Annotated in this window: 29 protein-coding genes and 1 tRNA gene; 15 read left to right on the top strand and 15 right to left on the bottom strand. The window is 73.4% G+C overall.

Annotation, left to right across the window (positions count from 1 at the left end; all coding sequences use genetic code 11):
- Positions 1 to 161: 161 nt before the first annotated feature.
- Positions 162 to 234 (top strand) — tRNA-Lys (locus BS83_RS03645).
- Between the two features lie 105 nt (positions 235 to 339).
- Here BS83_RS03645 and BS83_RS03640 read toward each other — a convergent pair.
- Positions 340 to 579, bottom strand: coding sequence for a hypothetical protein (locus BS83_RS03640; protein WP_157596878.1), 240 nt, complete (start codon positions 577 to 579; stop codon positions 340 to 342).
- 420 nt (positions 580 to 999) lie between these two features.
- Here BS83_RS03640 and BS83_RS03635 point away from each other — a divergent pair, with 420 nt between their 5' ends.
- The 3 genes from BS83_RS03635 (at position 1,000) to BS83_RS03625 (ending at position 3,730) form a co-directional block, all read left to right on the top strand.
- Positions 1,000 to 1,326 (top strand): carboxymuconolactone decarboxylase family protein, encoded by a 327-nt coding sequence (locus BS83_RS03635; protein WP_037600910.1) that lies wholly within the window; start codon positions 1,000 to 1,002, stop codon positions 1,324 to 1,326.
- Positions 1,327 to 1,613: 287 nt separating this feature from the next.
- On the top strand, positions 1,614 to 2,345 hold the full coding sequence (locus BS83_RS03630) for an MBL fold metallo-hydrolase (RefSeq protein ID WP_037600907.1): 732 nt from the start codon (positions 1,614 to 1,616) through the stop codon (positions 2,343 to 2,345).
- A 113-nt stretch (positions 2,346 to 2,458) separates the two neighbouring features.
- Entirely contained in the window at positions 2,459 to 3,730 is a 1,272-nt protein-coding gene (locus tag BS83_RS03625; protein WP_198035137.1) for a styrene monooxygenase/indole monooxygenase family protein, read from the top strand.
- Between the two features lie 101 nt (positions 3,731 to 3,831).
- Here BS83_RS03625 and BS83_RS03620 read toward each other — a convergent pair whose 3' ends face one another.
- The 4 genes from BS83_RS03620 to BS83_RS03605 all read right to left on the bottom strand — a co-directional run bounded on the left by BS83_RS03620 (position 3,832) and on the right by BS83_RS03605 (position 8,496).
- Positions 3,832 to 4,080 (bottom strand): hypothetical protein, encoded by a 249-nt coding sequence (locus BS83_RS03620; RefSeq protein ID WP_232248037.1) that lies wholly within the window; start codon positions 4,078 to 4,080, stop codon positions 3,832 to 3,834.
- A gap of 113 nt (positions 4,081 to 4,193) precedes the next feature.
- Positions 4,194 to 5,663, bottom strand: coding sequence for an acyl-CoA synthetase (locus tag BS83_RS03615; protein ID WP_037600904.1), 1,470 nt, complete (start codon positions 5,661 to 5,663; stop codon positions 4,194 to 4,196).
- Positions 5,664 to 5,730: 67 nt separating this feature from the next.
- Complete coding sequence (locus tag BS83_RS03610; RefSeq protein WP_051942570.1) at positions 5,731 to 7,071, bottom strand: MFS transporter; 1,341 nt, start codon at positions 7,069 to 7,071, stop codon at positions 5,731 to 5,733.
- A gap of 111 nt (positions 7,072 to 7,182) precedes the next feature.
- Positions 7,183 to 8,496, bottom strand: a complete 1,314-nt coding sequence (locus BS83_RS03605) for a D-arabinono-1,4-lactone oxidase (protein WP_037600901.1) — start codon at positions 8,494 to 8,496, stop codon at positions 7,183 to 7,185.
- Between the two features lie 162 nt (positions 8,497 to 8,658).
- Here BS83_RS03605 and BS83_RS03600 point away from each other — a divergent pair, with 162 nt between their 5' ends.
- Entirely contained in the window at positions 8,659 to 9,258 is a 600-nt protein-coding gene (locus BS83_RS03600; RefSeq protein ID WP_037600897.1) for a TetR/AcrR family transcriptional regulator, read from the top strand.
- 77 nt (positions 9,259 to 9,335) lie between these two features.
- Here BS83_RS03600 and BS83_RS03595 read toward each other — a convergent pair whose 3' ends face one another.
- Positions 9,336 to 10,409 carry a glycoside hydrolase domain-containing protein gene (locus BS83_RS03595; RefSeq protein WP_232248036.1) on the bottom strand — a complete coding sequence of 358 codons (1,074 nt, stop codon included), beginning with the start codon at positions 10,407 to 10,409 and terminating at the stop codon, positions 9,336 to 9,338.
- A gap of 135 nt (positions 10,410 to 10,544) precedes the next feature.
- Here BS83_RS03595 and BS83_RS41340 point away from each other — a divergent pair, with 135 nt between their 5' ends.
- Positions 10,545 to 11,033, top strand: a complete 489-nt coding sequence (locus BS83_RS41340) for a pyridoxamine 5'-phosphate oxidase family protein (protein ID WP_084713120.1) — start codon at positions 10,545 to 10,547, stop codon at positions 11,031 to 11,033.
- 13 nt (positions 11,034 to 11,046) lie between these two features.
- Here the strand turns inward: BS83_RS41340 and BS83_RS03585 are convergent, their stop codons facing one another.
- Positions 11,047 to 11,439 carry a hypothetical protein gene (locus BS83_RS03585; RefSeq protein WP_037600894.1) on the bottom strand — a complete coding sequence of 131 codons (393 nt, stop codon included), beginning with the start codon at positions 11,437 to 11,439 and terminating at the stop codon, positions 11,047 to 11,049.
- The gene (locus BS83_RS03580; protein ID WP_037600891.1) at positions 11,436 to 11,861 is read right to left on the bottom strand and encodes a MarR family winged helix-turn-helix transcriptional regulator; all 426 of its coding nucleotides are present in this window, start codon (positions 11,859 to 11,861) and stop codon (positions 11,436 to 11,438) included. The genes BS83_RS03585 and BS83_RS03580 overlap by 4 nt, the downstream gene beginning before the upstream one ends.
- 143 nt (positions 11,862 to 12,004) lie before the next feature.
- On the opposite strand from BS83_RS03580, the gene BS83_RS03575 reads away from it, so the two are divergent.
- The 3 genes from BS83_RS03575 to BS83_RS03565 all read left to right on the top strand — a co-directional run bounded on the left by BS83_RS03575 (position 12,005) and on the right by BS83_RS03565 (position 15,009).
- On the top strand, positions 12,005 to 12,436 hold the full coding sequence (locus BS83_RS03575) for a hypothetical protein (protein ID WP_232248035.1): 432 nt from the start codon (positions 12,005 to 12,007) through the stop codon (positions 12,434 to 12,436).
- A 2-nt stretch (positions 12,437 to 12,438) separates the two neighbouring features.
- A complete protein-coding gene (locus tag BS83_RS03570) occupies positions 12,439 to 12,687 on the top strand; it encodes a hypothetical protein (RefSeq protein WP_037600888.1) in 249 nt (82 codons plus the stop codon).
- 297 nt (positions 12,688 to 12,984) lie between these two features.
- Positions 12,985 to 15,009: a prolyl oligopeptidase family serine peptidase gene (locus BS83_RS03565; protein ID WP_037600885.1), complete on the top strand. Its 2,025-nt coding sequence runs from the start codon at positions 12,985 to 12,987 to the stop codon at positions 15,007 to 15,009.
- A gap of 29 nt (positions 15,010 to 15,038) precedes the next feature.
- Here BS83_RS03565 and BS83_RS03560 read toward each other — a convergent pair whose 3' ends face one another.
- Positions 15,039 to 15,362, bottom strand: a complete 324-nt coding sequence (locus BS83_RS03560; RefSeq protein WP_037600882.1) for a cupin domain-containing protein — start codon at positions 15,360 to 15,362, stop codon at positions 15,039 to 15,041.
- A 113-nt stretch (positions 15,363 to 15,475) separates the two neighbouring features.
- Between BS83_RS03560 and BS83_RS03555 the strand changes: the two genes are divergently transcribed.
- The 3 genes from BS83_RS03555 to BS83_RS03545 all read left to right on the top strand — a co-directional run bounded on the left by BS83_RS03555 (position 15,476) and on the right by BS83_RS03545 (position 19,036).
- Positions 15,476 to 15,922, top strand: coding sequence for a PaaI family thioesterase (locus tag BS83_RS03555; RefSeq protein ID WP_037600880.1), 447 nt, complete (start codon positions 15,476 to 15,478; stop codon positions 15,920 to 15,922).
- A 49-nt stretch (positions 15,923 to 15,971) separates the two neighbouring features.
- Entirely contained in the window at positions 15,972 to 17,744 is a 1,773-nt protein-coding gene (argS, locus tag BS83_RS03550) for an arginine--tRNA ligase (RefSeq protein WP_051942568.1), read from the top strand.
- Positions 17,745 to 18,403: 659 nt separating this feature from the next.
- Positions 18,404 to 19,036 (top strand): DedA family protein, encoded by a 633-nt coding sequence (locus BS83_RS03545; RefSeq protein ID WP_408640960.1) that lies wholly within the window; start codon positions 18,404 to 18,406, stop codon positions 19,034 to 19,036.
- Positions 19,037 to 19,155: 119 nt separating this feature from the next.
- On the opposite strand, the gene crcB is transcribed toward BS83_RS03545, so the two are convergent.
- From crcB to BS83_RS03525, 4 genes are all read right to left on the bottom strand, one after another.
- Positions 19,156 to 19,524, bottom strand: coding sequence for a fluoride efflux transporter CrcB (gene crcB / locus BS83_RS03540; protein WP_037600878.1), 369 nt, complete (start codon positions 19,522 to 19,524; stop codon positions 19,156 to 19,158).
- A complete protein-coding gene (locus BS83_RS03535) occupies positions 19,524 to 19,844 on the bottom strand; it encodes a DUF190 domain-containing protein (protein ID WP_037600876.1) in 321 nt (106 codons plus the stop codon). Before BS83_RS03535 ends, crcB begins: the two co-directional genes overlap by 1 nt.
- Positions 19,841 to 20,266 (bottom strand): fluoride efflux transporter FluC, encoded by a 426-nt coding sequence (locus BS83_RS03530; protein ID WP_084713118.1) that lies wholly within the window; start codon positions 20,264 to 20,266, stop codon positions 19,841 to 19,843. Before BS83_RS03530 ends, BS83_RS03535 begins: the two co-directional genes overlap by 4 nt.
- An 80-nt stretch (positions 20,267 to 20,346) precedes the next feature.
- On the bottom strand, positions 20,347 to 21,978 hold the full coding sequence (locus BS83_RS03525) for an LCP family protein (RefSeq protein WP_232248034.1): 1,632 nt from the start codon (positions 21,976 to 21,978) through the stop codon (positions 20,347 to 20,349).
- Positions 21,979 to 22,253: 275 nt separating this feature from the next.
- On the opposite strand from BS83_RS03525, the gene BS83_RS03520 reads away from it, so the two are divergent.
- The 3 genes from BS83_RS03520 to BS83_RS03510 are packed head-to-tail and all read left to right on the top strand — an operon-like array spanning position 22,254 to position 24,687.
- Complete coding sequence (locus tag BS83_RS03520; RefSeq protein ID WP_037600874.1) at positions 22,254 to 23,366, top strand: ABC transporter ATP-binding protein; 1,113 nt, start codon at positions 22,254 to 22,256, stop codon at positions 23,364 to 23,366.
- Positions 23,363 to 24,022: an ABC transporter permease gene (locus BS83_RS03515; RefSeq protein ID WP_051942566.1), complete on the top strand. Its 660-nt coding sequence runs from the start codon at positions 23,363 to 23,365 to the stop codon at positions 24,020 to 24,022. The genes BS83_RS03520 and BS83_RS03515 overlap by 4 nt, the downstream gene beginning before the upstream one ends.
- The gene (locus BS83_RS03510) at positions 24,019 to 24,687 is read left to right on the top strand and encodes an ABC transporter permease (protein ID WP_037602426.1); all 669 of its coding nucleotides are present in this window, start codon (positions 24,019 to 24,021) and stop codon (positions 24,685 to 24,687) included. Before BS83_RS03515 ends, BS83_RS03510 begins: the two co-directional genes overlap by 4 nt.
- An 89-nt stretch (positions 24,688 to 24,776) precedes the next feature.
- Here the strand turns inward: BS83_RS03510 and BS83_RS03505 are convergent, their stop codons facing one another.
- Both BS83_RS03505 and BS83_RS03500 read right to left on the bottom strand, forming a co-directional pair.
- On the bottom strand, positions 24,777 to 25,304 hold the full coding sequence (locus tag BS83_RS03505; protein WP_084713117.1) for a GTP-binding protein: 528 nt from the start codon (positions 25,302 to 25,304) through the stop codon (positions 24,777 to 24,779).
- A 43-nt stretch (positions 25,305 to 25,347) separates the two neighbouring features.
- Complete coding sequence (locus tag BS83_RS03500) at positions 25,348 to 25,791, bottom strand: DUF742 domain-containing protein (protein ID WP_037602422.1); 444 nt, start codon at positions 25,789 to 25,791, stop codon at positions 25,348 to 25,350.
- Positions 25,792 to 25,825 lie beyond the last annotated feature (34 nt).

The raw sequence follows: 25,825 nt of genomic DNA, 5'->3' as shown, positions 1-25,825 counted from the left end.
CACCCGCTCCGTACAGTCCCCTGTTGTGCCGCCGCCATGGCGGCAGCCAGGACTGTACGCCGCCCTCCGGCGCTCCCGCAGCACAATGATCGACACGTTCCCGTTCCCACCAGGTAGGCTACGCCTGGCCGGTCCACCGCCCCCCTGGGCAGCCCGGCCGCGGGGCGCTAGCTCAATTGGCAGAGCTGCGGACTTTTAATCCGTAGGTTGTGGGTTCGAGCCCCACGCGCCCCACTTTCGGAGCCGGCATCAGCACCCTCGCTGAGCCGGCTCTTCTGCTTCCCGGCGGCCACGACGGACGGGCCGGACCTGCGGCTGCCCCGACCCGACCAGGGACGGCTAGACGCCGGACCAGGTCCACGGGTCGCTGATCCAGTGGATCAGTTCCGGATGGGCCTTCACGTCCAGGTCGGGGCGGATCTCCGCGACGAGTGCGAGCAGGTCGGCCTCGTTGGCCGTGCTGCGCCAGATCGGGGTGCCGGACGGCGGCTCGACGCGGACCTGGCGGTGCCGGTCGAGGGGGTTCAGCGGCCCGACGTAGATCGGCTGGAGCGGGCCCCGGAAGTGCTTGGTGCTCACCACTCCAGGGTGACTCCGGCCCGCGGTGATCGCGACCGCGCCGGCGGACACCCGGTCGGCGCAGGCCGGACGCGGTCGGGATGCCGCCCCGGCGCTGCGCCGCCACGCTGGGACCGACCCCCGTTCCGTGCGGAGTCGGCCGGCGGTCGACCACCGCAACCGCGACGCAAAGGCGGCACGATGCACCTCTTCATCCCGATCGGGACCCCCATCGCCCTCACCTTCATCGCAGCGGCGCTGCTGTTCCTGCCCTCGCTCTTCGGCTGACCGATCGGCTCGGGGCGGTCCGACGCTCCGTCGGCTTCCCGGCATGCGGTCCACCCGGAATGCACCTAGCTTCGAAGGGGCAAGCCGCCGCCCGGCTGGGACAGCAGCGCCCCAGGGGTTCGTGCGGTCTGCCGAGCACTCACGGAGGCACGCATGACCACGGCATCATCCGAAACCCCCGTCCTCGACACCCTCGCCGCGATGACGGTCGACTCGCTCGACCGCTGCGGCCTGGACGAGAAGACGCTGATCCTCACCCGCATCGCGGCGCTCGCCGCGATGGACGCGCCGGCGATCTCGTACCTCGCCCACTTCGGTCCGGCGGCCGAGGCCGGCCTGACCCCCGAGCAGGTGCAGGACGTCCTGGTCGCCGTCGCCCCGGTGATCGGCACCGCCCGGGTGATGGCCGCCGCCGGGCACATCGCGCAGGCGCTGGGCATCGCCATCGCGGTCGCCGACATCGAGATGCCGGCCCCGTAGCGGGACGGCCGGGCCATGCGGCAGCGAAGGCCCCCGACGCCGGACCCGGCGTCGGGGGCCTTCGTCACAGGGGGTGGCCCGGGGCGGTGGCCGCGGCGGCGTTCTTCCGGTCTCCGGGGCGTTGCCTGAAGGGCCGTAAGGGAGTTGACGGTACGCGGAGGACCGTTGGGCGGGCGGGGGAATCCCTTTGCGGTTGCTGCGGCGATCGGAAACACTCCTGTCCGCCGAGGGAGTTCGCCGGTCCCCTGCGCCCGACCGACACAGACGCCGATCCGCGAGGAGTCATCGTGGCAAAGCCCGCCGCCTACCAGCTGGCACCCAATGTCTGGCGAATCCCCGCCGGGCCGTTCGACTTCGTCAACGCCTTCGTCCTGCTGGACGACGACGGCCAGGTGACCCTGGTCGACACCGGCATGGCCAGCTCCGGCGGCCGCATCGAGGCCGGACTGGCGTTGGCGGGGAAGGGTCTCTCCGACATCACCCGGATCGTGCTCACCCACGCCCACGGCGACCACGCCGGCGGCGCGGCCAGGATCGCCGAGCAGTCGGGCGCCGGGGTGTCGATCCACGAGATCGACGCGCCCTTCGCGCGGGAGGGCAAGGCGCCGCCGCGCGACCAGAGCACCTTCCTCGGCCGGATGGTCTCCAAGCAGGACGCGAAGAAGCCGGCCTTCCCGCCGGTGATCATCGGCGAGGAGTTCAAGGACGGCGACGTGCTGCCGATCGCGGGCGGGCTCCGCGTGGTCCACACGCCCGGCCACAGCCCCGGTCACGTCGCCCTGCTGGCCGAGACGACGGGGGTGCTGATCACCGGTGACTCGATCTGGAACATCCGCCGGATGAAGTGGTCGGTCAAGGCCTTCTGCCAGGACATCAGGCTGAACCGGCAGACGGCCCACGTGCTCGGCGAACTCGATTACCAGATCGCCGCGTTCACCCACGGCAAGCATGTCTCCGAGCAGGCCAGGGAGAAGGTCCGCGGCTTCCTGCGGGACGCCGAGGCGCTCAAGGACGCCTGAGCGCACGGAAGACGACCGGTCGAGGCCGCCTTGTGGCGGGCCGGAGGGCCACCGAGGATGGGGGAGTGACGAGCCGTCACGGTCACGGCCGGAGCTTTCGAAAGGCGCGGGGGATGGGGATGCGGGAGATCGCGGTCGTCGGGGCGGGCCAGTCGGGGCTGCACCTGGCGCTGGCGCTGCAGGCGGACGGGCACCGGGTGACGGTCGTGGCCGAGCGCACCCCGGAGCAGATCCGGGCGGGTCGGATCACCTCGTCCCAGGCCATGTTCGGACCGGCCCGGGCCATCGAGCGGGCCGCGGGACTCGCCCTGTGGGACGGGGTGGCCCCCGACACCCGGGCCCTGCACACGGTGGTCGGGGTCGACGCCAAGCCGGTGCTGACGATCGACGCCCAGCCCGCGGCGGCGGCCCACTCGGTGGACCAGCGGGTGAAGACCGCCGCGTGGTTGGAGCTCTTCGAGGAGCGCGGCGGCCGGGTCGAGTACCGCCGCCTGGAGCCGGACGGGCTGGCCGCGCTCGCCGCGCGGCACGAGCTGACGGTGGTCGCGGCCGGACGCGGCGCGCTCGGCTCCGTCTTCGCGCGGGACGACGCGCGCAGCCGGTTCGACGCGCCGCAGCGCACCCTCGCCTGCCTGTACCTGAACGGCGTGGGCACCCCGGCCGACCTGCCCTCCACGGCAGGGGACCCGGCCAGGATCCACATCGTCGCCGGGGCGGGCGAACTCGTGCTCCAGCCCGCGCTGACCCTCTCCGGGCCCTGCGTGATCCTGCTCTGGGAGGCCGTTCCCGGGGGCCCGCTCGACGTCTTCGGCGACGGCCCGGACCCCGCCACGGCGCTGGCCCGCTCGCTCGACCTGATCCGGTGGCATCTCCCCTGGGAGTACGAGGCGCTCTCCGACGCCGAACCCACGGACGCCGGGGCCACCCTCTTCGGCGCGGTCACCCCGATCGTGCGCCACCCCGTGGCGCGGCCGACGCCGGACGGCGGGCCCGTCCTCGGTATGGCCGACACGCTGGTCCTCAACGACCCGATCACCGCCCAGGGGGCCAACAACGCGACCCGCTGCGCCGCGCTCCATGCCGCGGCGGTGACCGAACACGGGGACGGTCCCTTCGACGAGGCGTGGATGCGGGGCGTCTTCGCCGCGTACTGGGAGCAGGCCCGGCACACCGTGGACTTCACCGCGGCGATGCTCGGCCCGCTGCCGGACCACATCGGCTGGGCCTTCGCCGAGGCCGCCGCCCGCCCCGAGGTCGCGGCCCGCCTCGCCGGCACCTACGAGGACCCGACCGACTTCTCCCGCTGGCTCGGCTCCCCCGAGGCGACGGCCCGCTACCTCACCGGCTCCGCGGCTCCGGGCGGGACCGCCGGCCCGTCGGTCTGACCGGCGCAGCGGCCGGCGGCGCAGTTCGGCTCCGCTCCGCCCGGCGGGCAGGCGGTGCGGACCCCGGCCGTCCCGAGCGGCCGGGGCCTCCGGCGGGCCCGTCACTCCCAGATGTCGGGGCCGCCGCCGATCCACTCGATCAGGTCCTGGGATTCGAGGTCGCTCTCGTCCAGACCCGCGCGGCGGCAGAACTCCACCACGTCGCGGAAGCTGTGCGCCTTGCCGACCTCGGTGCCGAGGATGTCCACCCGGCGGAACGGCGGGGTGGCATCGACCGGGTGGTGCACGACGACGACGTGCGCGTGGTGCTCGGAGCCGTGCCCGCGCGGGGCGGGGGTGCTGTCGCTCATGGTTTCAGCTTCCGGTCATGCGAGCGGCTGTGCACGCGGACACGCCAGCGCGGAAAAACGAACGGGAGTCCGAGCATCGACGTGATCTTCGTCCGCGGGCGCGGGTCCCCCGCTCAGCCCCGCAGGGCCCGCTTGGTCACCTTTCCCATGTCGTTGCGCGGCAGGGCCGCCAGCAGGTGCAGCGCGCGCGGCCGCTTGTGCGGAGCCAGATGCCGTGCCACATGGTCGGCGAGCTGTTCGAGACTCGGGGGCGCGGCCGGGTCGGCGGGGACGATCCAGGCGACGATCCGCTCGCCGAGATCGGGGTCCGGCTCGCCGGTGACGGCCGCGTCCGCGACGGCGAGGTGTTCGAGCAGGACGTTCTCGATCTCGCCCGCGCCGATCTTGTATCCGCCGCTCTTGATCAGATCGGTCGACTTGCGGCCCACGATCCGCACCGCGCCCTCCGCGTCCACGGTCGCCATGTCCCCGGTGCGGAACCAGCCCTGGTCGAAGGCGGCGGCGGTGGCCTCGGGACGGCCCAGGTACTCGGTGAACAGGTTCGGCCCGCGGACCTGGATCTCGCCGACGGTCTCCGGATCGGGCGCGGCGAAGGGCCGCCCCTCCTCGTCGACCAGGCGCAGCTCCACGCCGGGCAGCGGGGTGCCGACGCTGCCCGGCCGCTGCGGGTGGCCGGGACGGACGCTCGTGTTCATCAGCGTCTCGGTCATCCCGTACCGTTCGACGACCGTGCGGCCGGTCGCCGCGGTGATGGCCTCGTGGTCCCTGCGGGACAGCGCCGCCGAGCCGGAGACCAGCAGCCGGGCCCCTGCCAGCGCCTTCGCCAACTCCGGGTCCGCGGGGAGCGCTTCGGCGATCCGGTGGTACATGGTCGGCACGCCGAAGAGCATCGTCGCGTCGTCGCCGAGCGCGGCCCGCACGCCGCCGACGTCGAAGCGGCCGAGATGCCGGAGGCTGCCGCCCAGGCGCAGCGGACCGAGGACGCCGAGGACCAGCCCGTGCACGTGGAACAGCGGCAGCCCGTGGACCAGCACGTCCTCCCCGGTCCAGTCCCAGGCCTCGGCGAGGGCGTCGAGGGTGGCGCGGACCGCCCGCCGTGAGAGCACGACGCCCTTGGGCGGCCCCGTGGTGCCGGAGGTGTAGACGACGAGCGCGGCTGTCTCTTCGTCCGGCTCCTCCGGCAGCGGGATCGCGTGGACCGGCAGGGCCTCCGCCGTGGCGTCCGGGGCGACCCGGGGGAGGTCGCCCAGCGCTTCGGGGAGCTCCGCGTCGGCCGCCGCGAGGACCAGGGCGGGTGCGCTGTCGCTGACGATGTGCGTCAGCTCGCGGGCCCCGCTGCCCGGGTTGACCGGCACGACCGGCACCCCGGCCAGCAGGGCGGCGACCACGCCGACCGCCGTCTCCAGGGTGGGCGTCGCCCACAGCGCGACCCGGTCCGCCCCTGCGAGCCGCGAGGCCGTCGCCGTGGCGGCCGCGCACAGCTCGCCGTAGTCGAGCGACCGCTCCCCGAACCGCAGGGCGGGCCGTTGCCCCGCGGTGAGCAGGGCGGGGAAGAGGGGGCTGGCAGGGGACGTCGTCGCCATCCGGACGGCTCCTCGGCTGGGGAGGGTTCTGGTCGCTCCCCAGCCTGTCAGGTGCGGGGCCCGGCCGTCAGCGCTGATCGCCGTCCGGCCCGCGCCGGGCGAGCCGCCCGAGCAGCAGCGCCGTCACGATCGCGAGGACGGCCGCGCCGCAGCTGATGCGGAAGGCCACGGTCGCGCCCTGCGCGGCGGCCAGTCGGCCGGCGAGCGGTGCGCCGAGGCCCTGGCCGACGATGAGCGCGCTGCTCAGCAGCGCCATGGTCTCGCCCATCCGCTCCTGCGCGGCGCTCCGCTCCGCCAGCCCGAAGACGCTGATCAGGCTGGGTGCGACGGCCAGGCCCATCGCCGCGAGGGTGAGCGCGACGCCGCCGAGCCCGATCCCGGTCAGCAGCGGCAGCGACACCAGGGCCTGGAGCAGCAGGGCGCCCTGAAGCCGCTTCAGCAGGCTCAGTCCGGCGAACCGCGAGCCGATGAGCAGTCCGGCGGCCGCGCTGGTCACGCCCATCACGGCCCAGACCGGTCCGGCGGCGCCCGCGTCACCGGCCGCCATGGCGTTCACCCCGGCGTTGGTCGCGCCGAAGACGGCGCCCTGCAGCAGCATCAGGACGAGCAGTCCGGCGAACACGGGCGTCAGGACGCGGGGCCGGACGGCGGGACCGGCGTCGGGAGCCGGCCCGGCGGCGCGCCTCGTGGTCAGCGCGCTCGCGCTCGGGTGCAGCGCGAACCAGCAGCCGAAGACCGCGATCAGCGCCGCGGCCAGCAGCAGACCGGCGGCCGGGCTGACGGCGAAGGCGAGCAGCCCGGCCAGCGCGGGCCCGGCGACGAAGCTGACCTCGTCGAGCACGGCGTCGAGCGACAGCGCGCGCCCCACCAGTCCTTCGGCGCCCCGACCCTGGGGCAGCCGCTCGACGAGGGCGATCCAGCGACTCCGGGACAGCGGCCCCACCTGCGGCAGAGTCAGCCCGGCGACCAGCGCGGTGAGGATCTGGGCGGCCAGCGGACCGCGGTGCAGGGCGAGGCCGGCGAGGCCGCCCAGCAGCACCGCGGTGAACGGGGCGGTGGCGAGCACGATGCGCCGCTGCCCGGTGCGGTCGGCGATCCGGCCGATGGCCGGGCCGCCGACCGCCTGGCCGAGCCAGAGCGCCCCGGCGACCAGGCCGGCCGTGCCGATGCCGCTGCGCGCGGTGCTGAGCAGCAGCGTTCCGGTCGGGCAGAGCGCGACGGGGAGCCGGGCGAGGAAGGAGACCACGGGCAGTCCGGCCCCCGCGACGTCCAGCACGCCGCGCAGGCCCGCCCGCGGCGCGCCGCCCGCGTCCGGAGGCAGGGGAACGGTGGACCCGGCGGACGCGTCCCGGCGCGCCGCGCGGGTGGCCGGGTCGAGGGCGGGATCGAGCGAGGGATCGACGGACACAGGGCACTCCAATCCGCGCGTCGACCCACCCGAATCTCCGACGCGGCACAGTGCCCTGCCGCCACGTTAGCGGACCGTCCGTACCCGTCCCCGCCGCCGACCGCCCGTCGGTCAGCCCTTCGCGGGGCCCAACACCCGGTCCAGATACGGATTGGCGAAGACTCCGGTCGGGTCCACCGCGTCGCGCACGCCCACGAAGGCGTCGAAGTGCCGGTAGCGCGGCCGCAGTCGCGCGGCGTCCAGGTTGTGCATCTTGCCCCAGTGCGGGCGGCCGCCGAAGGAGCCGAGGATGCTCTCGCAGGCGTCGAAGTACCGCCGGTAGGGCATCCGGTGGTACTGGTGGAAGGCGATGTAGCAGCTCTCGCGGCCCTCGGCGGTGGACAGCCAGATGTCGTCGGCGCCGGTGAAGCGCACCTCCAGCGGGAAGGAGACCCGCTCGCCCTGGGCGTCGATCCAGCGCCTGATCTCCCTGAGGGCGTCCACGGCGTGCTCCCGCGGAATGGCGAACTCGCCTTCATGGAACCGGACGTCGCGCGGCGAGGCGAAGACACGGAAGGACAGGTCGGTCCACTCGCGTGCGGACATCGCCTTCGCCGCGAAGCGGGCGATCGGCGGGACGAGCGCCGGGATGCGGGTGCCGACGCGGTTGAGCGCCTCGAAGCCGAGGCCGCTCACGATCTCGTCCACCTTGCGGGTGACCGCGCCGATCGGCCTCAGCTCGGTCGTGTCGGCCGGCAGCCGGCGGAAGCGCCGCGTCAGTGCGGTCTCGCTGTGCGGGAACCAGAAGAACTCGAAGTGGTCGTTCTCGTCCGCGAACTCCCGCACCCGGCCGAACACCTCGGCGACCGGCATGGCGACGTCCCTGGCGTGCAGGGCGAAGGCGGGCACGCACTGCAGCGTGACCGCGGTGAGGATGCCGAGCGCGCCCAGGCCCACGCGGGCGGCGGCGAACAGCTCGGGCCGCTCGTCGGGCGAGCAGTGGACCAGCGAGCCGTCGGCGAGCACCAGTTCCAGCGCCCGGACCTGGGTCGCGATGCCGCCGAAGCGGACGCCGCTGCCGTGCGTGCCGGTGGAGATCGCACCGGAGACGGTCTGCCGGTCGATGTCGCCCATGTTCTCCAGGGCGAGGCCGTGCTCGGCGAGCAGCGGGTTCAGCTTCCACAGCGGCATGCCGGCGTCGACCGTGACCAGGCCGGTCTCCCGGTCGACCGAGCGCAGCGCGTCCATCCGGTCCATCCGGAGCTGCACGTCGGGGGCGACGGCGGTCGGACTGAACGAGTGGCCCGCCCCGACGGCCTTGACCCGCAGCCCGTCGCGGACCGCGTTCCGCACCGCGGACGCGACCTCCTGCCCGTCCGCCAGACGCAGCACGCGTACCGGGGAGGCCTCCTCGTTCCCTGCCCAGTTGCGCCACACGCCGCTCATGCCCGGAACCTCTCCTCGGGATCGACAACTCCACGGAAGGTTGAACCTGGTCAACTGTCCAAGTCAAGAGTCCAAGAGGCTTGACTTGGCCGGGCGACGAGATAGCTTGGCCTCCTGCGGACCCGCACACGTGAACCACCGGCCGAACCGACGGAGCGCCCCATGACCCGCCTGTCAGCCGACGAGCGCCGCGAGCAGTTGGTCGACGCGGCGATCAGGGTGATGGTCCGCGACGGCGTGGCCAAGGCGACGACCAGGGCGATCGCGGCGGAGGCCGGCGTTCCGCTCGGGGTGTTCCACTACTGCTTCCGTTCGAAGGAAGAGCTGCTCCAGAGCGTCATCGAGAGCATCACCGAGCGCGCGCTGCCGCCGACGACGGCGGAACCGGACCAGGCCGAGGCCGGCCCGGAGGAGATCATCCGGGCCACCCTGCACGGCTACTGGGAGCAGGTGCGGGCGCGGCCCGCGGAGCAGATGGTCACCTACGAGCTCACCCAGTACGCGCTGCGCCAGCCCGGCCTGACCGAGGTGGCGCGCCGCCAGTACCAGCACTACCTCGCGGTCTACCGCGCGTACCTGGAGGCCATCGCGGGCCTCGCGGGCATCTCCTGGACCGTCCCGGTGCCGGTCCTGGCCCGCTACGGGCTCAGCCTGATGGACGGGCTGACCCTGAACTGGCTCATCGACCGCGACGACGCGCAGGCCGCCGCGGCGCTGGACGAATACGCGGCCTATCTGGTCGGCGTGGCCGGACCCCGCTGAGCCTCTGCCGTTTCTGCCTGACCGGTCTGGATTATATGACCGGTTGGGCAGAGAAACGCATGCCCCCGTGGAGCGCGTCAGCCGACGACCGCGACCGGGGCGTCCCAGGCGTCGTGGTCGACGGTCAGCGAGGCGCCGCCGTAGGTCTCGTGCAGGTTGACGGCGTACTGGTGGCCCCGGCGGTGGCCGCTCCACAGCGAGCCCGACCAGGGGAAGCCGGTCGTGGTGTCGGCGTTCCCGTCGTAGCGGGCGTACCAGAAGGCGTCGGGAAGGTCGGCCGCCCCGGCCGCCTTCGCGGAGGCGATCGCGCCGGCGCTGGACTTGCTGAAGCCGTAGAAGCCCGCCCAGTAGCCGGCCGCGTGCGCGGCCCGGTCCCACGCCTGGACGTAGGTCTGCACGGCCTGCACGCAGGAGGCGTTGGTCGTGTCGTACTGCTCCATGTCCAGGTAGAGCGCGCTACCGCGGACCATGCCGAGGGCGGCGGCGTGGTGCGCCGCGTCCGCGCCGTCGCCCGCACCCAGGGAGGACGCGTTGGACGCGGAGATGCGCTCGGGGTTGCCGGAGGTCTGGCACGGCGGCTGGGCGCCGACGTAGAGCGGGATCAGCTGCCAGCCCGAGGCGTGGACCTGGGCCACCCAGGAGGCGGTGAGCTGCGGCTGGGCGCAGCCGCGGTTCGCCCCGCCGATGTAGACGGCGGCCGCGCCGTAGGGCGAGGCGGCGCGCCAGGCGTTCATGGTGGAGAGCCCAGGGGCGGTGCAGGTGTCGAAGGCGAGCCCGGTGAAGACGCGGGTCGCGGGCAGGCCGGCGGAGCCGCCGGCGGTGGTCGTGGTGCCGTGCGTCGCGGCGGCCGCGCCGCTGCTGCTCGCGCCGGGGCTCGCCTTGCCGGAGGCCTTCGCCGACGTGGAAGCGGAGGCGGACGCGGAGGCCGAGGCGGAGGCCGAGGCCGAGCCGCTCGGTGCGGGCCCGGTGCTCGGCGTCCCGCCGCCCGCGGCCATGGCGTCGCCGGCCGGCGCGGCGGCCGAGCCGGTCGGGCTCGCCCCGTTCCCGCCCTGCTGGGACAGCGCGAAGGCCCCGCCGCCGATGACCAGCACCGCGGCCGCGGCGACCAGAGGGAGGTAGGGGCGGCGCTTGGGACGGCGGCGGTTCGACACGGGGGCCTCGGCAGGTCGGAAGGGTCGTCGGCGGGGATCGGCGGCGATCAAGCGGATGATCGCATTTCGGTATGACTGGCTATCACCGGCGGGCCCCCGCTGGCAAGCCCGGGCGGCCGGGGCAGACTCGACGCCATGAGTGAGCGCATCGTGATCAGCTGGCCCGAGGTGCGGACGCGTCTGGTGTCCGCGCGCACCTACTGGATCGCCACCGCCTCGACGTCGGGCCGGCCGCACGCGATGCCGGTGTGGGGCGTCTGGGTCGGCGACCGACTCTGGTTCAGCACCGGTGCGGGCACGGTGAAGGCGCGGAATCTCGCCGCGAACCCCAGGGTGGCCGTCCATCTGGAGAGCGCGGCCGAGCTCGTCGCGCTCCAGGGGGTCGCAGAGGCCGTCCCCGCCGCAGGCCGCCCGGCCGAGGTGGACGCCGCCTACACCGCCAAGTACGTGCTGCCGCGCACCGGAGAGCCGGCCGCGATCGAGGTCGGCGGCTCGCCGGTCTTCGCGGTGACGCCGAGCCGTGTCTGCGGCTGGTTCGAGGGCGCGTTCGCGGAGTCGATGACCCGTTGGCGGTTCCCCGGCCCGGTCGCCGAGCCGATGAGCTACCCGCCCGACCCGGAGTGACCCACCGCCGCGCTCAGGGCAGCGGGGCGAGGTCCGGCGCCACCCAGGAGGCCCGGGCGGCGGGGCTGCCGAGCAGTTCGGCGGAGTAGAAGCGGTTCAGCAGGCCCTTGTCGAGCAGCTCGGGCGCGGCCCGCAGGAAGTCCTCGAAGTCCTCACCGCGCGTCGCCGCCGCGTGGTGGGCGACGAGTTCGAGCCAGGCGCGGGTCATTGTCGCGTGGTACTTCCCTGGCGCTCCGCCCGCCCGCGCGGCCTCGCGGATGCCCGCGTCGACGAGTTCCAGTGCGGCGGCGGGCCCGAGGCGGTCCACCGCGAGCCAGGTGAGCTGGACGTGCTGGCGGTGGCCGAAGCGGTCCGCGCCCGGCGCGGCCAGGACCTCGGCCAGGAGTGCGGAGAAGGTCGTCGTCATCGTGAGGCCTCCGTCAGCGCGCGCAGCACGGCGTGGAAGCCGGCGACGGCCTCGGGCGGCAGGCCCGTGAGCGCGCGACGCTCCAGCTCGGCGACCGTCTGCGTGATGGTGTCCGCGGTGGCGCGCCCGGAAGGCGTCAGCTCGATCAGGACGGAACGGCGGTCGCCGGCCCGGGTCGCGCGGGTGATGTGGCCGCGGCGTTCGAGGCGGTCCAGGACGCCGGTCAGCGTGGTCGGCCGGACCCCGGCGGCCGCGCCTAGCTGGGAGACGGTCCGCCCCCCGCCGTCGGCGAGGTTGGCCAGGGCGTTGATCTCGGACGGGGTGAGGTCGAGGTCGACCAGCTCGGTGGCGAGCAGGTGCAGCGTCGCGTGCGTGGCGCGCTGGAGCGCCAGCAGCGGCGATTCTTCGGTATCGGACTTCACGATTATGGATAGTACGGTTTCGTAGGAGTTGCGGCAAGCGCGACGCGAGTCCCTGTGGCCGACCACAGAGATTCCACAAAGTGGCTTCCTACGCTCCCCGAGCGGACGGGCCGCCAGGTGGCCCGTCCGTCCACGGAGCACGGATGGAGAACACCATGTCCCCGATCAAGCCGAAGCGAGTCCGCATCGCGGTCGCCGGGCTCGCCCTCGCCGGCAGCCTGCTGGCCGCCGGTCCCGCGTACGCCGCGAACGGCGGCGCGGCGAGCCCGGCCGCGCACGCCCCCAAGGGCGACGGCGCCCACGCGCTCTGCGTGCGCGTGCCCAAGCTGGAGCGCCGCCTGGAGCGCGCGCTGGACCGGCTGCACGCGGGCGCCGACACCCGCGGATCGATCGCGCGCCTGCAGCAGCGCGTCGACGACGCCAACAAGCTCGGGCACACCGCCGTCGCCACCTACCTGCAGGACCGGCTCAACACCCGCAAGGCGATGGTCGGCACGATCACCCAGCGGCAGACCGACCTGCAGAACGTGAAGACCTGGTGCGCGGCGAACGACAACGGCAAGGGAGCCGGCTGACCATGCGCGCCCATCGCATGACGAGGCGGCTCGCCGCCGGAGTACTGGCCGCGACCGCCCTGCTGGGCGTCACCGCCTGCGGCGGCGGCGCCGGCGGCAGCGGTGCCGCCGGGTCCGTCCCGGCCGCCTCCTCGACGCCGACGGCCGGTGCGACGGAGTCGCTGCAGCAGGAACAGGCCAAGGTCGACGCCGCCCAGTCGGCCGCCGACGCGGCGGACTCCGACGCGGCCAACGACCCCACCCAGAAGTAACCGCACCGCCCAGCCCTGCGACGTCCCCGGGCGATGTCGCAGGGCCGGTCCACTCCCGCCCGCCCGGAGACTTCCGCGGCTGCGGGATTCATGGCCCGTGCCGGGAGGGGAAGCCCGGCCGGCGACTCGGGATGCCTGGCAGGGGACCGTCTGCACGGCCGGGCGCCGGGGAGGGAGAACCCGGCGGGGCCCAGAGCTGCCGGGAGGGGCCGGGTCACGGTCCCTGCCCGGGAGGGGAAGCCCGGGGGCCGAAATATGGCCGGGCCGGGGGAGGTGAGGGTGTGTCAGGCTGCCGTCATGCCCTCCCTCCCCCTCTCCCCCTCGATGCCGTCCGACGACTCCATCCCGTCCGTACCGCGTCAGCTCGCCCGGACCCGCCGGTTCAGTCTCGGTGAACCCGGGCAGTTGAGCGTCACCGCCGACGGAAAGACCGTGCTTTTCCTGCGCGGTCGCCACGGCACCGACCACGCCGCCTGTCTGTGGGCCAGGGATCTCGCCGACGGCACCGAGCGGCTGGTCGCCGACCCCGGCGCGCTCGGCGCATCGGGCGGTATCGACGCGTACGCGACCGACGAGAGCGGGCGGTTGGCCGCCTTCGCCCTGGCAGGGGACCTGTGGGTGGTCGGAACCGACGCCGCCGCGGCGCCGCGGCGGCTGCCCGTCGCCGGGCCCGTCGCCGAGCCCGTGCCGGACCCGACCGGGCGGTGGATCGCCTATCTGAGCGGTCGCGCGCTGCGCGTCGTCGACGTCGACGGGAGCGGCGACCACGCGGTGGCGGAGCCCGGCGCGGACGACGGCGCCGAGGTCTCCTACGGCGTCGCCGAGCACGTCGCGTCGGAGTCCATGGGCCGCTACGCGGGCCACTGGTGGGCCCCGGACGGGGAGCGGCTGCTGGTGACCAGGGTCGACCTGGCCCGCGTCGCGGTCTGGTACGTCGCGGACCCGGCGAACCCCGCCGTCCGCCCCCGCGCGGTGCGCTATCCGGCGGTGGGCACCGCCAACGCGGACGTCAGCCTGCACGTGGTCCCCGTGGCCGGGGAGGGCAGGGTCGACGTCGCCTGGGACCGTGCGGCGTTCGAGTACCTGACGGCGGCTGGGTGGGACGCGCACGGCCCCTTCGCCGCCGTCCAGAGCCGCGACCAGCGGACGGTCAGGATCCTCGGCGTCGACCCCGGCAACGGGTCGACCGCGCTGCTGCGCGAGCAGCGCGACGCGGCCTGGGTCCAGCTCGTCCCCGGCCTCCCGGCCAGGACCGCCTCCGGCGCGCTGCTGACGCACCTGGACGCCGGCGACACCCGTCACCTCGCCGTCGACGGCGAGGCGGTGACGCCGCCGGGGCAGAACCTGAGCGAGGTGCTCGGCGTCGACGGCGACGACGTGCTGTTCACCGCCGTCCCCGAGGCGGATCCCTGCTCCACCCACCTGTGGCGCTGGAGCGCCGCGGCCGGGCCCCGGCAGCTGACGCACGAGCCGGGCGTCCACCGCGGCGTGCTGGGCGGCGGCACGCTGGTCCGCTCGGACGAGGTGCCGAGCCGCGCCGAGACGCCCGCGCTCCCGCTCCACCGGACCCTGCTCAGGGTCGGCGAACGCCGCCTCTGCGTCGCCGTCCACCTGCCGTCCTGGCACGCACCGGGCGAGCGGCTGCCGGTGCTGCTGGACCCCTACGCCGGACCGGCCATGCAGCGGGTGAAGGCGGACCGGGGCTGGGCCGCCCACCTGTCCCAGTGGTTCGCCGAGCAGGGCTTCGTGGTGCTGGTCGTCGACGGCCGGGGAACTCCCGGCCGCGGGCCGCGCTGGGAGCGGGAGGTCCACGGCGACGTTCTCGGTCCCGCGTTGGACGACCAGGTCGACGCCCTGCACGCGGTCGCCGCGGAGCACCCCGAGTACGGGATGGACCTGGACCGGGTCGCGATGCGGGGCTGGTCCTACAGCGGCTCGCTGGCCGAGGCGGCGGTGCTGCGCAGGCCCGACGTCTTCCATGCGGCGGCCGCCGGAGCCGGGCTCACCGACCAGCGGCTCTACGACGCCCACTGGCGGGAGCGCTTCCTGGGCCACCCGGACACCAACCCCGAGGCCTACGAGGCCTGTGACCTGCTGAGGGACGCGCCGAACCTGCGTCGCCCGCTGCTGCTGATGCACGGCCTGGGCGACGACAACGTCTTCCCCGCCGGCACGCTGCGTCTCTCCAGCGCCCTGCTCACGGCGGGCCGCCCGCACGAGACGCTGCTGCTGAGCGGCGCCGCGCACCGGGTGACGGACGAGTCCGCGGCCGAGAACCTGATCCTGCACCAGCTCGACTTCCTGCGGCGCGCCTTGGGATGACGGGTGGTCCGGGCCCGGCAGAGGGACCGTCAGATCCCGGTGACGGTGGTCAGCAGGACCACGGCGTCGCTGAGCGCCATCAGGTCGTGGCGCTCCTGCGGCACCTCCGCGAGCTCGCCGGCGCCCAGGGCCACCATCCCGCCCGACTCGGTGCTGACCTGCACCTGCCCGGCCAGGACCAGCAGGCTGGCGGCGTGCGGCGACTCGTGCTCGCCCAGCACGGAGCCCTGGGTCAGCGCGATCAAGGACTGCCGCAGCATGTTCTGGTGCAGCAGCAGGCGCGCCGCCCGGCCGTGCGGCGACTGCCGGGCCTGCTCCAGCTGGGACTGGCCGACGAGCGTGAGTTCGTCCATGGGTTCAGTGTGCGGGGGCGTCGCGGCTCTTGCACTCTGTGGACGGGCGGGCTAGACAGACCGGGGAGGAAGTAGAACTGGTTCTATTCACTCGGGCGCGCAGGGGGAGACTCATGACCGAGGCGGCGGACATGCGGGAGCTCGGCCTGACGCAGTTCATGGGCGTCGACCGCAAGGACTCCCCGCCCGGGTCGCGCGAGCTCACCCTGGCCCCCGAGCCGCGTCACCTCAACCACAACGGCGACGTCGCCGGGCCGGTGCTGTTCACCCTGGCCGAGTTCGCCGGGATGGGCGCGGCGGTGAACGGTCTGATGGACGTCTTCGACCGGCTCTACGTGGTCGCCAGGGACGGCAGGATCAGCTACACCGCCCGTGCGAAGGCCGCCGCCGGGCCCTTCGCCGCCTCGGCCCGGGTGGAACCGGCCCGCCACGCCGCCTGCCGGCGGGCGGCGCTGGCGGGCGAGCGGATCGAGCTGGAGGTCCCCGTCAGGATCACCGACGCGCACGGGACGCTCTGCGCCGAGGCGGTCTTCACGGCGGTGGTCCGGCCACGCCGCTGACCCGCGAAAATGGGATGCGACCGCGCCGCCGCGGTCAGGACAATGCGGCATGGACATCATCGCCCCCGCATCCGTCGTCGCTCCCTCCGTCGAGTCCCTCGCGGCGGCGGTCGAGCGACGCCTGACGGCGGCGATGGCGGGGGCGGCGCCCCAGCTCCGGCGGAGCGACCGGGCCGACTTCCAGGCCAACGGCGTCCTCGCGCTCGCCAAGGGCCGGGGGCTGAACCCCGCCGCGCTGGCATCCGAGATCGCGGCGGCCCTGCCGGCGGACGGCCTCGTCAGCGACTGCCGGGCCTCGGGCCCCGGTTTCCTCAACATCACCGTCGGCGACCGGGCCGTCCTCGCCAACGTCGCGGCCCGGGCCGCCGATCCCCGGCTCGGGGTCGGGCGGGTCGCGGCGCCGGGCGTCACCGTGGTCGACTACAGCTCGCCCAACATCGCCAAGGAGATGCACATCGGCCATCTCCGGTCGACGGCGATCGGCGACGCCCTGGTACGGGTGCTCGCCTTCCTCGGCGAGGGCGTCGTCCGGCGGAACCACGTCGGGGACTGGGGCACCGGCTTCGGCATGCTCATCCAGGACCTCGTCGAGCGGCCCGAGCCCGAGCACGGGCAAGGCGAAGGGGGCGAGGACGGCATCGCGGAGATCGCCGTGCTCTCGGACCGGTACCAGCGGGCGCGGGCCCGGTTCGACGCGGACCCTGCCTTCGCCGAACGGGCCCGGCTCCGGGTCGTCGCCCTCCAGGCGGGGGACCAGGAGACCGTCGCCGCGTGGCAGCGGCTGGTCGCCGTGTCGACCGAGCACTTCCAGCAGGTCTACGCCGAGCTCGGCGTGCTGCTGGAAGCGGCGGACGCGGTGGGGGAGAGCCACTACAACCCGATGCTGCCGCGGATCTGCGCGGAGCTGGAGGAGAGCGGTCTGGCGGAGGAGTCGAACGGCGCCCTCTGCGTGTTCCCCGAGGACCGGCCCGAGGGAACGGCGCCGCTCATGGTCCGGAAGGGCGACGGCGGCTACGGCTACGCCGCCACCGACCTGGCGGCGATCAGGGACCGGGTCGGCGGGCTCGCGGCCCGGCGGCTGCTCTACCTCGTGGACGCGCGGCAGGGCCTGCACTTCCGGATGGTCTTCGACACCGCGCGGCGGGCCGGCTGGCTGCCGGACACGGTGGAGGCGCGGCACCTCCCCTTCGGCACCATCCTCGGCGCCGACGGGCGGCCTTTCCGTACCCGGGCCGGGGACACCGTGCGGCTGCAGGACGTGATGGACGAGGCCACGGCCAGGGCGCGGGAGATCGTCGCGTCGAAGAACCCGGACCTGCCCGAACAGGAGCTGGCGCGGCGGGCGCGGCAGGTCGGCATCGGCGCGCTGAAGTACGCGGACCTGTCCAACAACCGGGTGAAGGACTACGTCTTCGACCTGGACCGGATGGTCTCGCTCAACGGCGACACGGCGACCTACCTGCAGTACGCCCACGCCCGGATGCGCTCGGTGCTGCGGAAGGCGGGCGCCGAGCCGGGTGCGGCGGCCCCGGCGCCCGCGCTCGACCTGCCGCTGGCTCCCGCGGAGCGGACGCTGGCGCTGCTGCTGGACGAGTTCGGTGCGGCGGTGGCGGCGGTCGCGGACACCTGCGAGCCGCACCGGCTCTGCGCCTACCTGTACGCCCTCGCCTCCGCGTTCGCGACCTTCTGGGAGGAGTGTCCGGTGCTCAAGGCCGAGGACGCCGGTGTGCGGGCCAACCGGCTGCTGCTGTGCTCCCTGAGCGCGCGGACCCTGGAGCTGGGGATGGGCCTTCTCGGGATCGAGGCACCCGATCAGCTTTGAAGATTTTCGGAGGATTGCGCGTGTTGCACAGGTCTGTCCGTTTCCGCTGAGGCATCGTGATCCACAGGTCGCGGCGGTGGAGCGGCACCTGGGGACATCCCGGCGCCGCCCGTGGCCGCGGGCTTCTCTGCGGCTGCGGGACCGCTTCGGCGGACGCCGGGCGGTCCGAGCCCACGGCTCGGACGGGGAGAGGGTGGCGAGATGTCAGATGGGGCCGTTCGGAGTCGAGTTGATGTCACCACGGAGCGGAGCCCCAGCCGCCCCGACCGCCGCCCGCGGGGGATGCGGAACGTCACGGGACCGGCTGCCCGCCGTCCCACCGGCGGGCCCTGCGACGGCACCGGCCGAGCGCCGGCCCGGCGCGGCCGGGAGCAGGGTTGTCCACAACCCCTGTGGACAACCCCGACGGCGGAACGGGACCGCCCCTGATCGGCGTCGGGCCGGCGTCGCGGATCGCCGTGCGCCGACGCAGCTCCTGATCCCGCCGGTATCCAGGCGGATCGGGACGACAGCGGCCCCGGGGGAGGAGGCACCCCCGGGGCCGCATCCAAGCCCGGAGGCGGGCCAGGGGAAGGAACTCCTTCCCGAGGATGAGGTCGGCCGCCGGATCGGGACCGTGGGCTGATGTATCGCCCCCTTTGTCGGGCTACGGTGCAGAAGTGTTGACCAACCTGCTCGCGGCGGTGAACCCGATGAACGGGTCCTCGCTGCTGTCCGCGTTCGGCGCGCTCGCCGTGCTGGTCGTGACCTTCGCCGAGTCCGGCCTGCTGATCGTGGGCTTCTTCCTGCCGGGCGACACCCTGCTGTTCCCCGCGGGGGTCCTCTGCGCGACGGGCGCGGCGCACGGCGGGACGAGCCTTTCGCTCTGGCAGGTCATGCTCGGCGCGGCGGTCGGCACCTGCCTCGGCGCCCAGGTCGGCTACTACATCGGCCGCCGCGGCGGCCGCGCGATGCTGGCGCGCTCGCGCAGCGCGAAGCTGAAGTCGGTCGTGGCCAGGGGTGAGGATCTGCTGAACCGCTACGGGCAGCGGAAGGCGATCGTCATCAGCAAGTTCGTCCCGCTGGTCCGCACGGTCGTCGGCCCGGTGGCCGGGGTCCTGGAGGTCCCCGTGAAGACCTTCACCGTCTGGCAGGTGGTGGGCGGGGTGCTCTGGTCCCAGAGCTTGATCCTTCTCGGCTTCTGGCTCGGCGCGGCGGTCCCCGGCGTCGACAACTACCTGCTGCCGCTGGTCGCGGTGGTCGTGGCCCTGTCCTTCCTGCCCGTCCTCCTCCAGAAAAGGCGCAAGGGCTAGCGGCAACCCCCAGGGGCGTGGGGAACTGCGCGACAAGCCACCGACATGCGGGCGGTCCTCGTCGCGCAGGGCCGTCCGCACGCCGTTGGTCGCCCGCGCAGTTCCCCACGCCCCTGCAGCTAGAGCGTCGTGACCAGCGCGAAGCCCGCCGCCGACGCCGCGAGGCCGGTCGCGAGGGAGCCGAGGACGTTGAGGCCGGCCTCGGTCAGCGAGCGGGTTCCGATCAGGCGGACGGTTTCGTACCCGAAGGTGGAGAACGTCGTCAGCCCCCCGCAGACGCCCGTGCCGACGAACAGGCTCACCTCCTGCGGCCACCCGTGTCTCGCCGCGCCCGCGGCCAGGCCGCCGAGGACGAACGAGCCCACCACGTTCACCACGAACGTCCCCCACGGGAAGACGCTGTCGTGCCGTGCCTGCACCGCCCGGTCCGTCAGATACCTCAGCGGAGCTCCCAGCATGCCGCCGAGGAAGACCAGCAGGACCGCCATCAGGTCACGACCTCCACAGGATCGAGCGTGATCAGTCCGTTCCCCTCGCCCACGACCTCCCGCACCAGCGGGACGAAGGCGCGGATCTTCGGCTCCTCGTCGACCAGGACCACGGCCATCGGCAGGTCCTCCGCCAGGTCCAGCAGCCGCGTCGTGTGGACACGACGACTGCGGCCGAAGCCCTCGAAGCCGCGGAAGACGCCCGCGCCCGCCAGGCCCGCCGCGTGCGCGCGGTGGACGATCTCGGTGTAGACCGGCCGGTGCTGCCACTGCGCGCTCTCGCGCAGGTAGACCGTCATCCGCAGAGCGGGACCGTTCATGGCTTCCGTCCCTTCGCGACCAGCTGGACCGCGCCCGCGCCCGCCCAGACCGCCGCCAGACCGCTCACGACGCTGGCGAGCAGGTACGCCCCGGCCGTGGCGCCGTGGCCGGAGGCGAGCAGGCCGCGTGACTCCAGCATGGCCGTGGAGAAGGTGGTGAAGCCACCGCAGACGCCGACGCCGAAGAAGGGCCGCCGGTAGCGGGAGGGCGGCCAGATGTCCAGGACCAGGTACATGAGTCCGCCCAGCACCGCGCAGCCCACCACGTTGGTGAGGAAGGTGGCCCAGGGGAAGCCCCCCGCGGGCGTGGGGATGCCTTTGGCCAGCCCGTAGCGGGCGATACTGCCGATCCCGCCGCCGAGCGCGATCACGCCCAGGACGTCGAGATCCCGACGCCGTCCCCGCTGCTCACCCGCTGTCACGCGAGCATGCTAGTCGGTGGTCTCTCCGGGCCGCCCCGGGGCAGGGCCCCCGTCAGGTGGCCCGGGGCAGGTGGCCCGGATCAGGGGGCCGAGTTCGGGACCTTGGGGCTCAGCGCGTAGGCGCGGGTCGGGGTCATCCCGCCGTAGCCGGGCAGGGAGACCGTGTCGAAGGTGCTGACCTGCGCGCAGCCGCCCTGGCCCGCGGTCTGGCTGTGGGCGTTGTTCAGCGCGGCCTGGGTGTTGGCCGGGGCCGGCGAAGCGCCTCCGCCGGGGAACGTGGAGCCGGAGGGCCAGTCGGCGCCTATCAGCAGGACGATGCTGCTGCTCGTGCCCTGCTTGACCACCGTGGACTTCAGCCCCAGCGTCTTGGCGACCGCCTGCGCCTCGGCCGCCTTGCCGGCCGGGTAGCTGAGGCTCGTCGTCGCGGCGGACGGGCCGCTCAGCGCGACCGTGCGCTGGCTGTAGCCGCTCGCGATCAGGGCCTGAGAGACCGTGCCGGCCCGGCCGGAGATGCCGGTGCCGTTCTCGACCTTCACCGCGATGTCGGCGGTGTTGACCGGCGCGGCCGTCGCAGTGGGGCTGGAGGCGCTGCCGCCCTTGGCCTTGCTGGTGATCTCGCTCAGCGACTGGTCGTTGGCGATCGCGTCGAACAGCGACTTCGCGCCGGGGGCTATCACCACGCGGGCGTTGTTGGCCGGGTCCGGCTGCGTCTGCATGGTGAGGAAGGTGATGTTGTCCGTCGAGAACTTCTTGAGCTCGTCCCCGAGGCCGATCAGCTTGTCGATGCTGCCGAGGCCGGTGTCGACGGCCAGCGCCTTGGTGGCGGCGTTGGCGAGGTTCCACATCGCGCCCACGTCGGTGAGCGTGCCGGAGCTCTTGATCTTCTTCACCATCTCCCCGAGGAAGAGGTGCTGCGCGTAGGTGCGGCCCAGGTCGCTGCCGTCGCCGAAGCCGTGCCGGGTGCGGACGAACTCCAGGGCGGAGACGCCCTTGAGGGTGTGCGTGCCGGCCGCGAGCTTCAGGTGCGAGTAGGGGTCGTAGACGTTCTTGTTCACGCAGATCTGGACGCCGCCGACCGCGTCGGACATGTTCACGACGCCGTCGAAGGTGATCTTCATGAAGTGGTCGATGTGAATGCCGGTGAGCTGCTGGACCGCCGCGACGCTGCAGCCGGGGCCCCAGTTCAGCGCGCTGTTGATCATGTCCGTGTGCTCGGCCTGGCTGGCCGCGTCCTTGGTGGACTTGCACTGCGGGATGGTCGTCTCCAGGTCGCGCGGGATGCTCATCACCGTCGCGTTCGAGCGGTCCGCGGAGACGTGCAGGACCATCTCGACGTCGGCGCGCGCGCCGGGGCTGCCGCAGTCGCCGCCGAGGTTGCAGTCGGCGGCCGTCTTCCGCTCGTCGGAGCCGATCATGAGGATGTTGATCGGGCTGCGCCCGAAGGCGTCGACCTTCTCGGAGCCGCCGCTGCCGCTGCCGGAGTACAGGTCGGACGAGGTGATGTTGCCGTTCAGCTTGTTCCAGACGTACCAGCCGCCCGCGCCGACGATCACGACCAGCGCCAGCACGACGATGCCCGTGATCTTGAGGCCTTTGTGACTCTTCTTGCGATTCTTGCGTGCGGCGGCACGACCACCGGGCGCGGAACCCATCGCGGAGGACGCGGTCGAGCCCCGACGTCGGCCCTGGCCTTCGGCGCGAATCTCGGTCACTGTCACATCCTCTGAAGCGGCGGTCCCGGCACGTGGCTGCGCAATGTAGCAAGCCTCGGTGTGGGGTCCATGAGAAACCGGTGTCGGTCCCTCTTATCCGGGGTATAGGGGCCGACTCTGCCACAGGGACGGGCGCGAACGGAACGGCGGGGGTCACAAGTGGGCCCTTTGTAACGAAGCCCGAACATGCGCGGATTGACGCTGTGAGCGCCCCCACAGGAAGATGAGGGGTCGTTATCAAGCCGGTACCGAAGCCCGAAGGGCGCTACGCACTCGTGATTGTGATCGACGCCGTCACCAAGCGGTATCCCGACGGGACCACCGCGGTCGACCGGCTCACGCTGGAGATACCCGACAGATCGATCACCGTGCTGGTGGGGCCGTCCGGCTGCGGCAAGACGACCACCCTCCGGATGATCAACCGGATGGTGGAGCCGAGCGATGGCCGGATCCTGCTGGACGGCCAGGACGTCCGTGAGCGCCCGGTCAACGCGCTCCGCCGTTCCATGGGCTATGTGATCCAGCACGCGGGTCTCTTCCCGCACCGGACCATCATCGAGAACATCGCCACCGTGCCCCGGCTGATCGGCTGGGACCGGGGCCGCTCGCGGCAGCGCGCGATGGAGCTGATGGAGCGGGTCGGCCTCGACCCCGCCCTGGCCCGGCGCTATCCCTACCAGCTCTCCGGCGGTCAGCAGCAGCGCGTCGGCGTCGCCCGCGCCCTGGCCGCGGACCCGCCGGTGCTGCTGATGGACGAGCCCTTCTCCGCCGTCGACCCGATCGTGCGCAAGGGCCTCCAGGACGAACTCCTGCGAATACAGGCAGACCTGGGCAAAACCATCGTTTTCGTCACCCACGACATCGACGAGGCCATCAAGCTCGGCGACCAGGTCGCGGTGCTGCGCGAGGGCGGCCACCTGGCCCAGTTCGCCCCGCCGCCGGAGCTGCTCTCCGCGCCGGCGGACGCGTTCGTCGAGGACTTCCTCGGCGCCGACCGCGGCATCAGACATCTGTCCTTCTTCACCTCGGCCGGTCTCGAACTGACCCCGGAGCCGATCGTCGCCGAAGACAGCACGGCCGAGCAGATCCGGGCGCACAGCATCCCGCAGACCCCCTACGTGCTGGTCACCGACAAGGAGGGCCGCCCGCTCGGGTGGGCCCACGCCGCGGACCGCGCCGACGGCCTCCGTCACGAACTGCTGCCGCACGGCCACGCCTTCACCCTCGGCCGGGACTCGCTGCGCGCCGCGCTGGACTCGGCGGTCCTCTCGCCGACCGGGTGGGCGGTCGCGGTCGACGCCGAGGGCCGCGCGATCGGCGTGGCCGCGCAGGAGACCATCGCCTCCGCGATCCGCAGCGCGCACGCCGAGCGGGGCGTCCTGGCGTGAGCTTCTTCGACCGGTTCTTCCAGGTCCCCAGCGACCTGCAGAACAGCTGGTGGGGTCTGGTGGGGTGGCAGTTCCACCTCACTCTGCTGCCCGTCCTGTGGGGCCTCCTGCTGGCGCTGCCGCTCGGCCTCCTCTGCGCCCGCTTCCGCTGGCTCTACCCGCCGGTGCTCGGCGTGGCCACCGTCTTCTACGCGATCCCCTCGCTGGCGTTCTTCGTCTTCCTGATCGACGTCACCGGTGAGACCCCGATCACGGTCGAGATCCCGCTGACCATCTACACCCTGGTGGTGCTGGTCCCGGCGATCGTCGACGGGATGCGCTCGGTCTCCGAGGAGACCCGGGCCGCCGCGACCGCGATGGGCTTCGGCACGCTGCGCCGCTACCTCCAGGTGGAACTGCCGATCGCGGTACCGGCGATCATCGCGGGCCTGCGGGTGGCGACGGTCTCCAGCGTCAGCCTGGTCAGCATCGGCGTGCTGATCGGCAACCAGGGCGCGCTGGGCAACCTGCTCTCCGACGCCATGAACTACCACCGTCCGCTGCTCGCCTGGGACGCGGTGCTCACCATCGCCGTCCTCGGCGTGCTGCTGGACGCCCTGCTGGTGCTGGCCCGGCGGCTGCTGACGCCGTGGGCGAGGAAGGCGACCTCCGCGTGAACCTGATCGGCTTCGCCCAGACCTTCTTCAACGACCCGAGCCGCTGGTCGGGCTCCGACGGCATACCGACCAGGCTGGCCGAGCACGTCGAGTACTCGCTGCTGGCGCTGGCCATCGCGATGCTGATCGGCCTCCCGATCGGCCTGCTGACCGGCCACACCGGCCGCGGCGGCAACGCGCTCGCCGCGCTGGCCACGGCGGCGCGTGCGCTGCCGTCCTTCGGCCTGCTGGTCCTGCTGACCATCATGATGGGGCTCGGGCTGACCCCGGTCATGGTCCCGCTGGTGGCCCTGGCGGTCCCGCCGATCCTGGTGACGACCTACGAGGCGATGCGCGGCGTCGACCCCGCGCTGGTCGACGCCGCGCGCGGCATGGGGCTCCCCACGGCGCGCGTCCTCTGGCAGGTGGAGCTGCCGGTCGCGCTCCCGCTCATCCTGAGCGGCATCCGCTCGGCGGCGATCCAGATCGTCTCGACGGCGACGATCGCGGCGTACGTCTCCTTCGGCGGGCTCGGCCGCTACATCGTCGACGGACTCTCCCAGGTCCGCTACGACAAGGTCGTCGGCGGCGCGGTCCTGGTCGCCGGCCTCGCGCTGGCCACCCTGGCCTTCTTCTGGCTCCTCACCCGGCTCCTCGTCTCCCCCGGCGTGCGGCGCTCCCGCTAGACGCGCACCCATGGTCCAGGGGTGCGCTGCACTCCCTCAGGGGCGCGGGGAACTGCGCGAGGGAGTGCAACCGGCTGCCTGCTCCGGCGTCACGCCTCGGCGCGTTCCAGAGCCAGTTCGAGGACGACGAGCAACGCGTCGCGGACGCTGCCGCGTTCGCGCGCGTCGAAGAGGACGAGGGGGACCGCGTCGGGGATGTCCAGCGCCCAGCGGACCTCGTCCAGGTCGTGGTCGAGGTTGCCGTCGAAGACGTTGATCCCGACCGCGAACGGCAGGCCCTTGTTCTCGAAGTAGTCCACCGCCGCGAAGCAGTCGTCCAGACGCCGGGTGTCCACGATCACCAGCCCGCCCAGCGCGCCGGCCACCAGGTCGTCCCACATGAACCCGAAGCGGTCCTGACCGGGAGTGCCGAACAGGTACAGCTTCAGGGTCGGGTCCAGCGTGATGCAGCCGAAGTCCATCGCCACCGTCGTGGTGGTCTTGTGCGGAGTGTGCGTCAGGTCGTCGACGCCGGCCGCGACCTCGGTGATCGAGGCCTCCGTCGTCAGGGGCTCGATCTCCGAGATGGACGCCACGGTCGTGGTCTTGCCCACGCCGAAGCCGCCCGCGATCACCATTTTGACCGGCAGCGGCGGGCGGCCCGAGCCGGACGTGGAGGAGTTATGCAGGGCGGTTGTTGTCACGCGTGAGGCCTCGTGAGTCGGGGACGGCGCGAAGCCCCTCGATCACCCGGCGCAGGACGGAGAGATCGTGGGCGGTGCCGGCCTGGGGTGCGTGGACGGTCAGCTGGCGGGCGGAGCGCAGGTCGCCTGCGACCACGCGCACCACGTTCAGGTGCAGGTGCAGCCGCGCCGCGAGCTCCGCGAGCGACAGCGGTTCGCGGCAGGCCGCGATGATGTCGTGCTGTTCGAAGGTGAGCGTCGGCAGCGCGCCGAGACCCTCGTTCGTGGCCACCACCTGCGTCTCCAACGGGAGTTTCGCGTCGTCGCTGACGCGCCCCGCGGTGACCAGGAACGGCCGGACGGCCAGACTCCGCCGCTGCGGCTCCCCCGGCGCGGGGGCGCCGGGCTTCACCGGCCTCCCCGCCTCGTCGTCGTCCGCCATGACGTACGGCCGCAGCGGGCGGATGACCGCCTCG

The organism is Streptacidiphilus rugosus AM-16 (genome assembly GCF_000744655.1).
Lineage (GTDB): Bacteria > Actinomycetota > Actinomycetes > Streptomycetales > Streptomycetaceae > Streptacidiphilus > Streptacidiphilus rugosus.
Note: the sequence above shows the minus strand (reverse complement) of the source record. Positions and strands in the feature narration are given on the sequence as shown.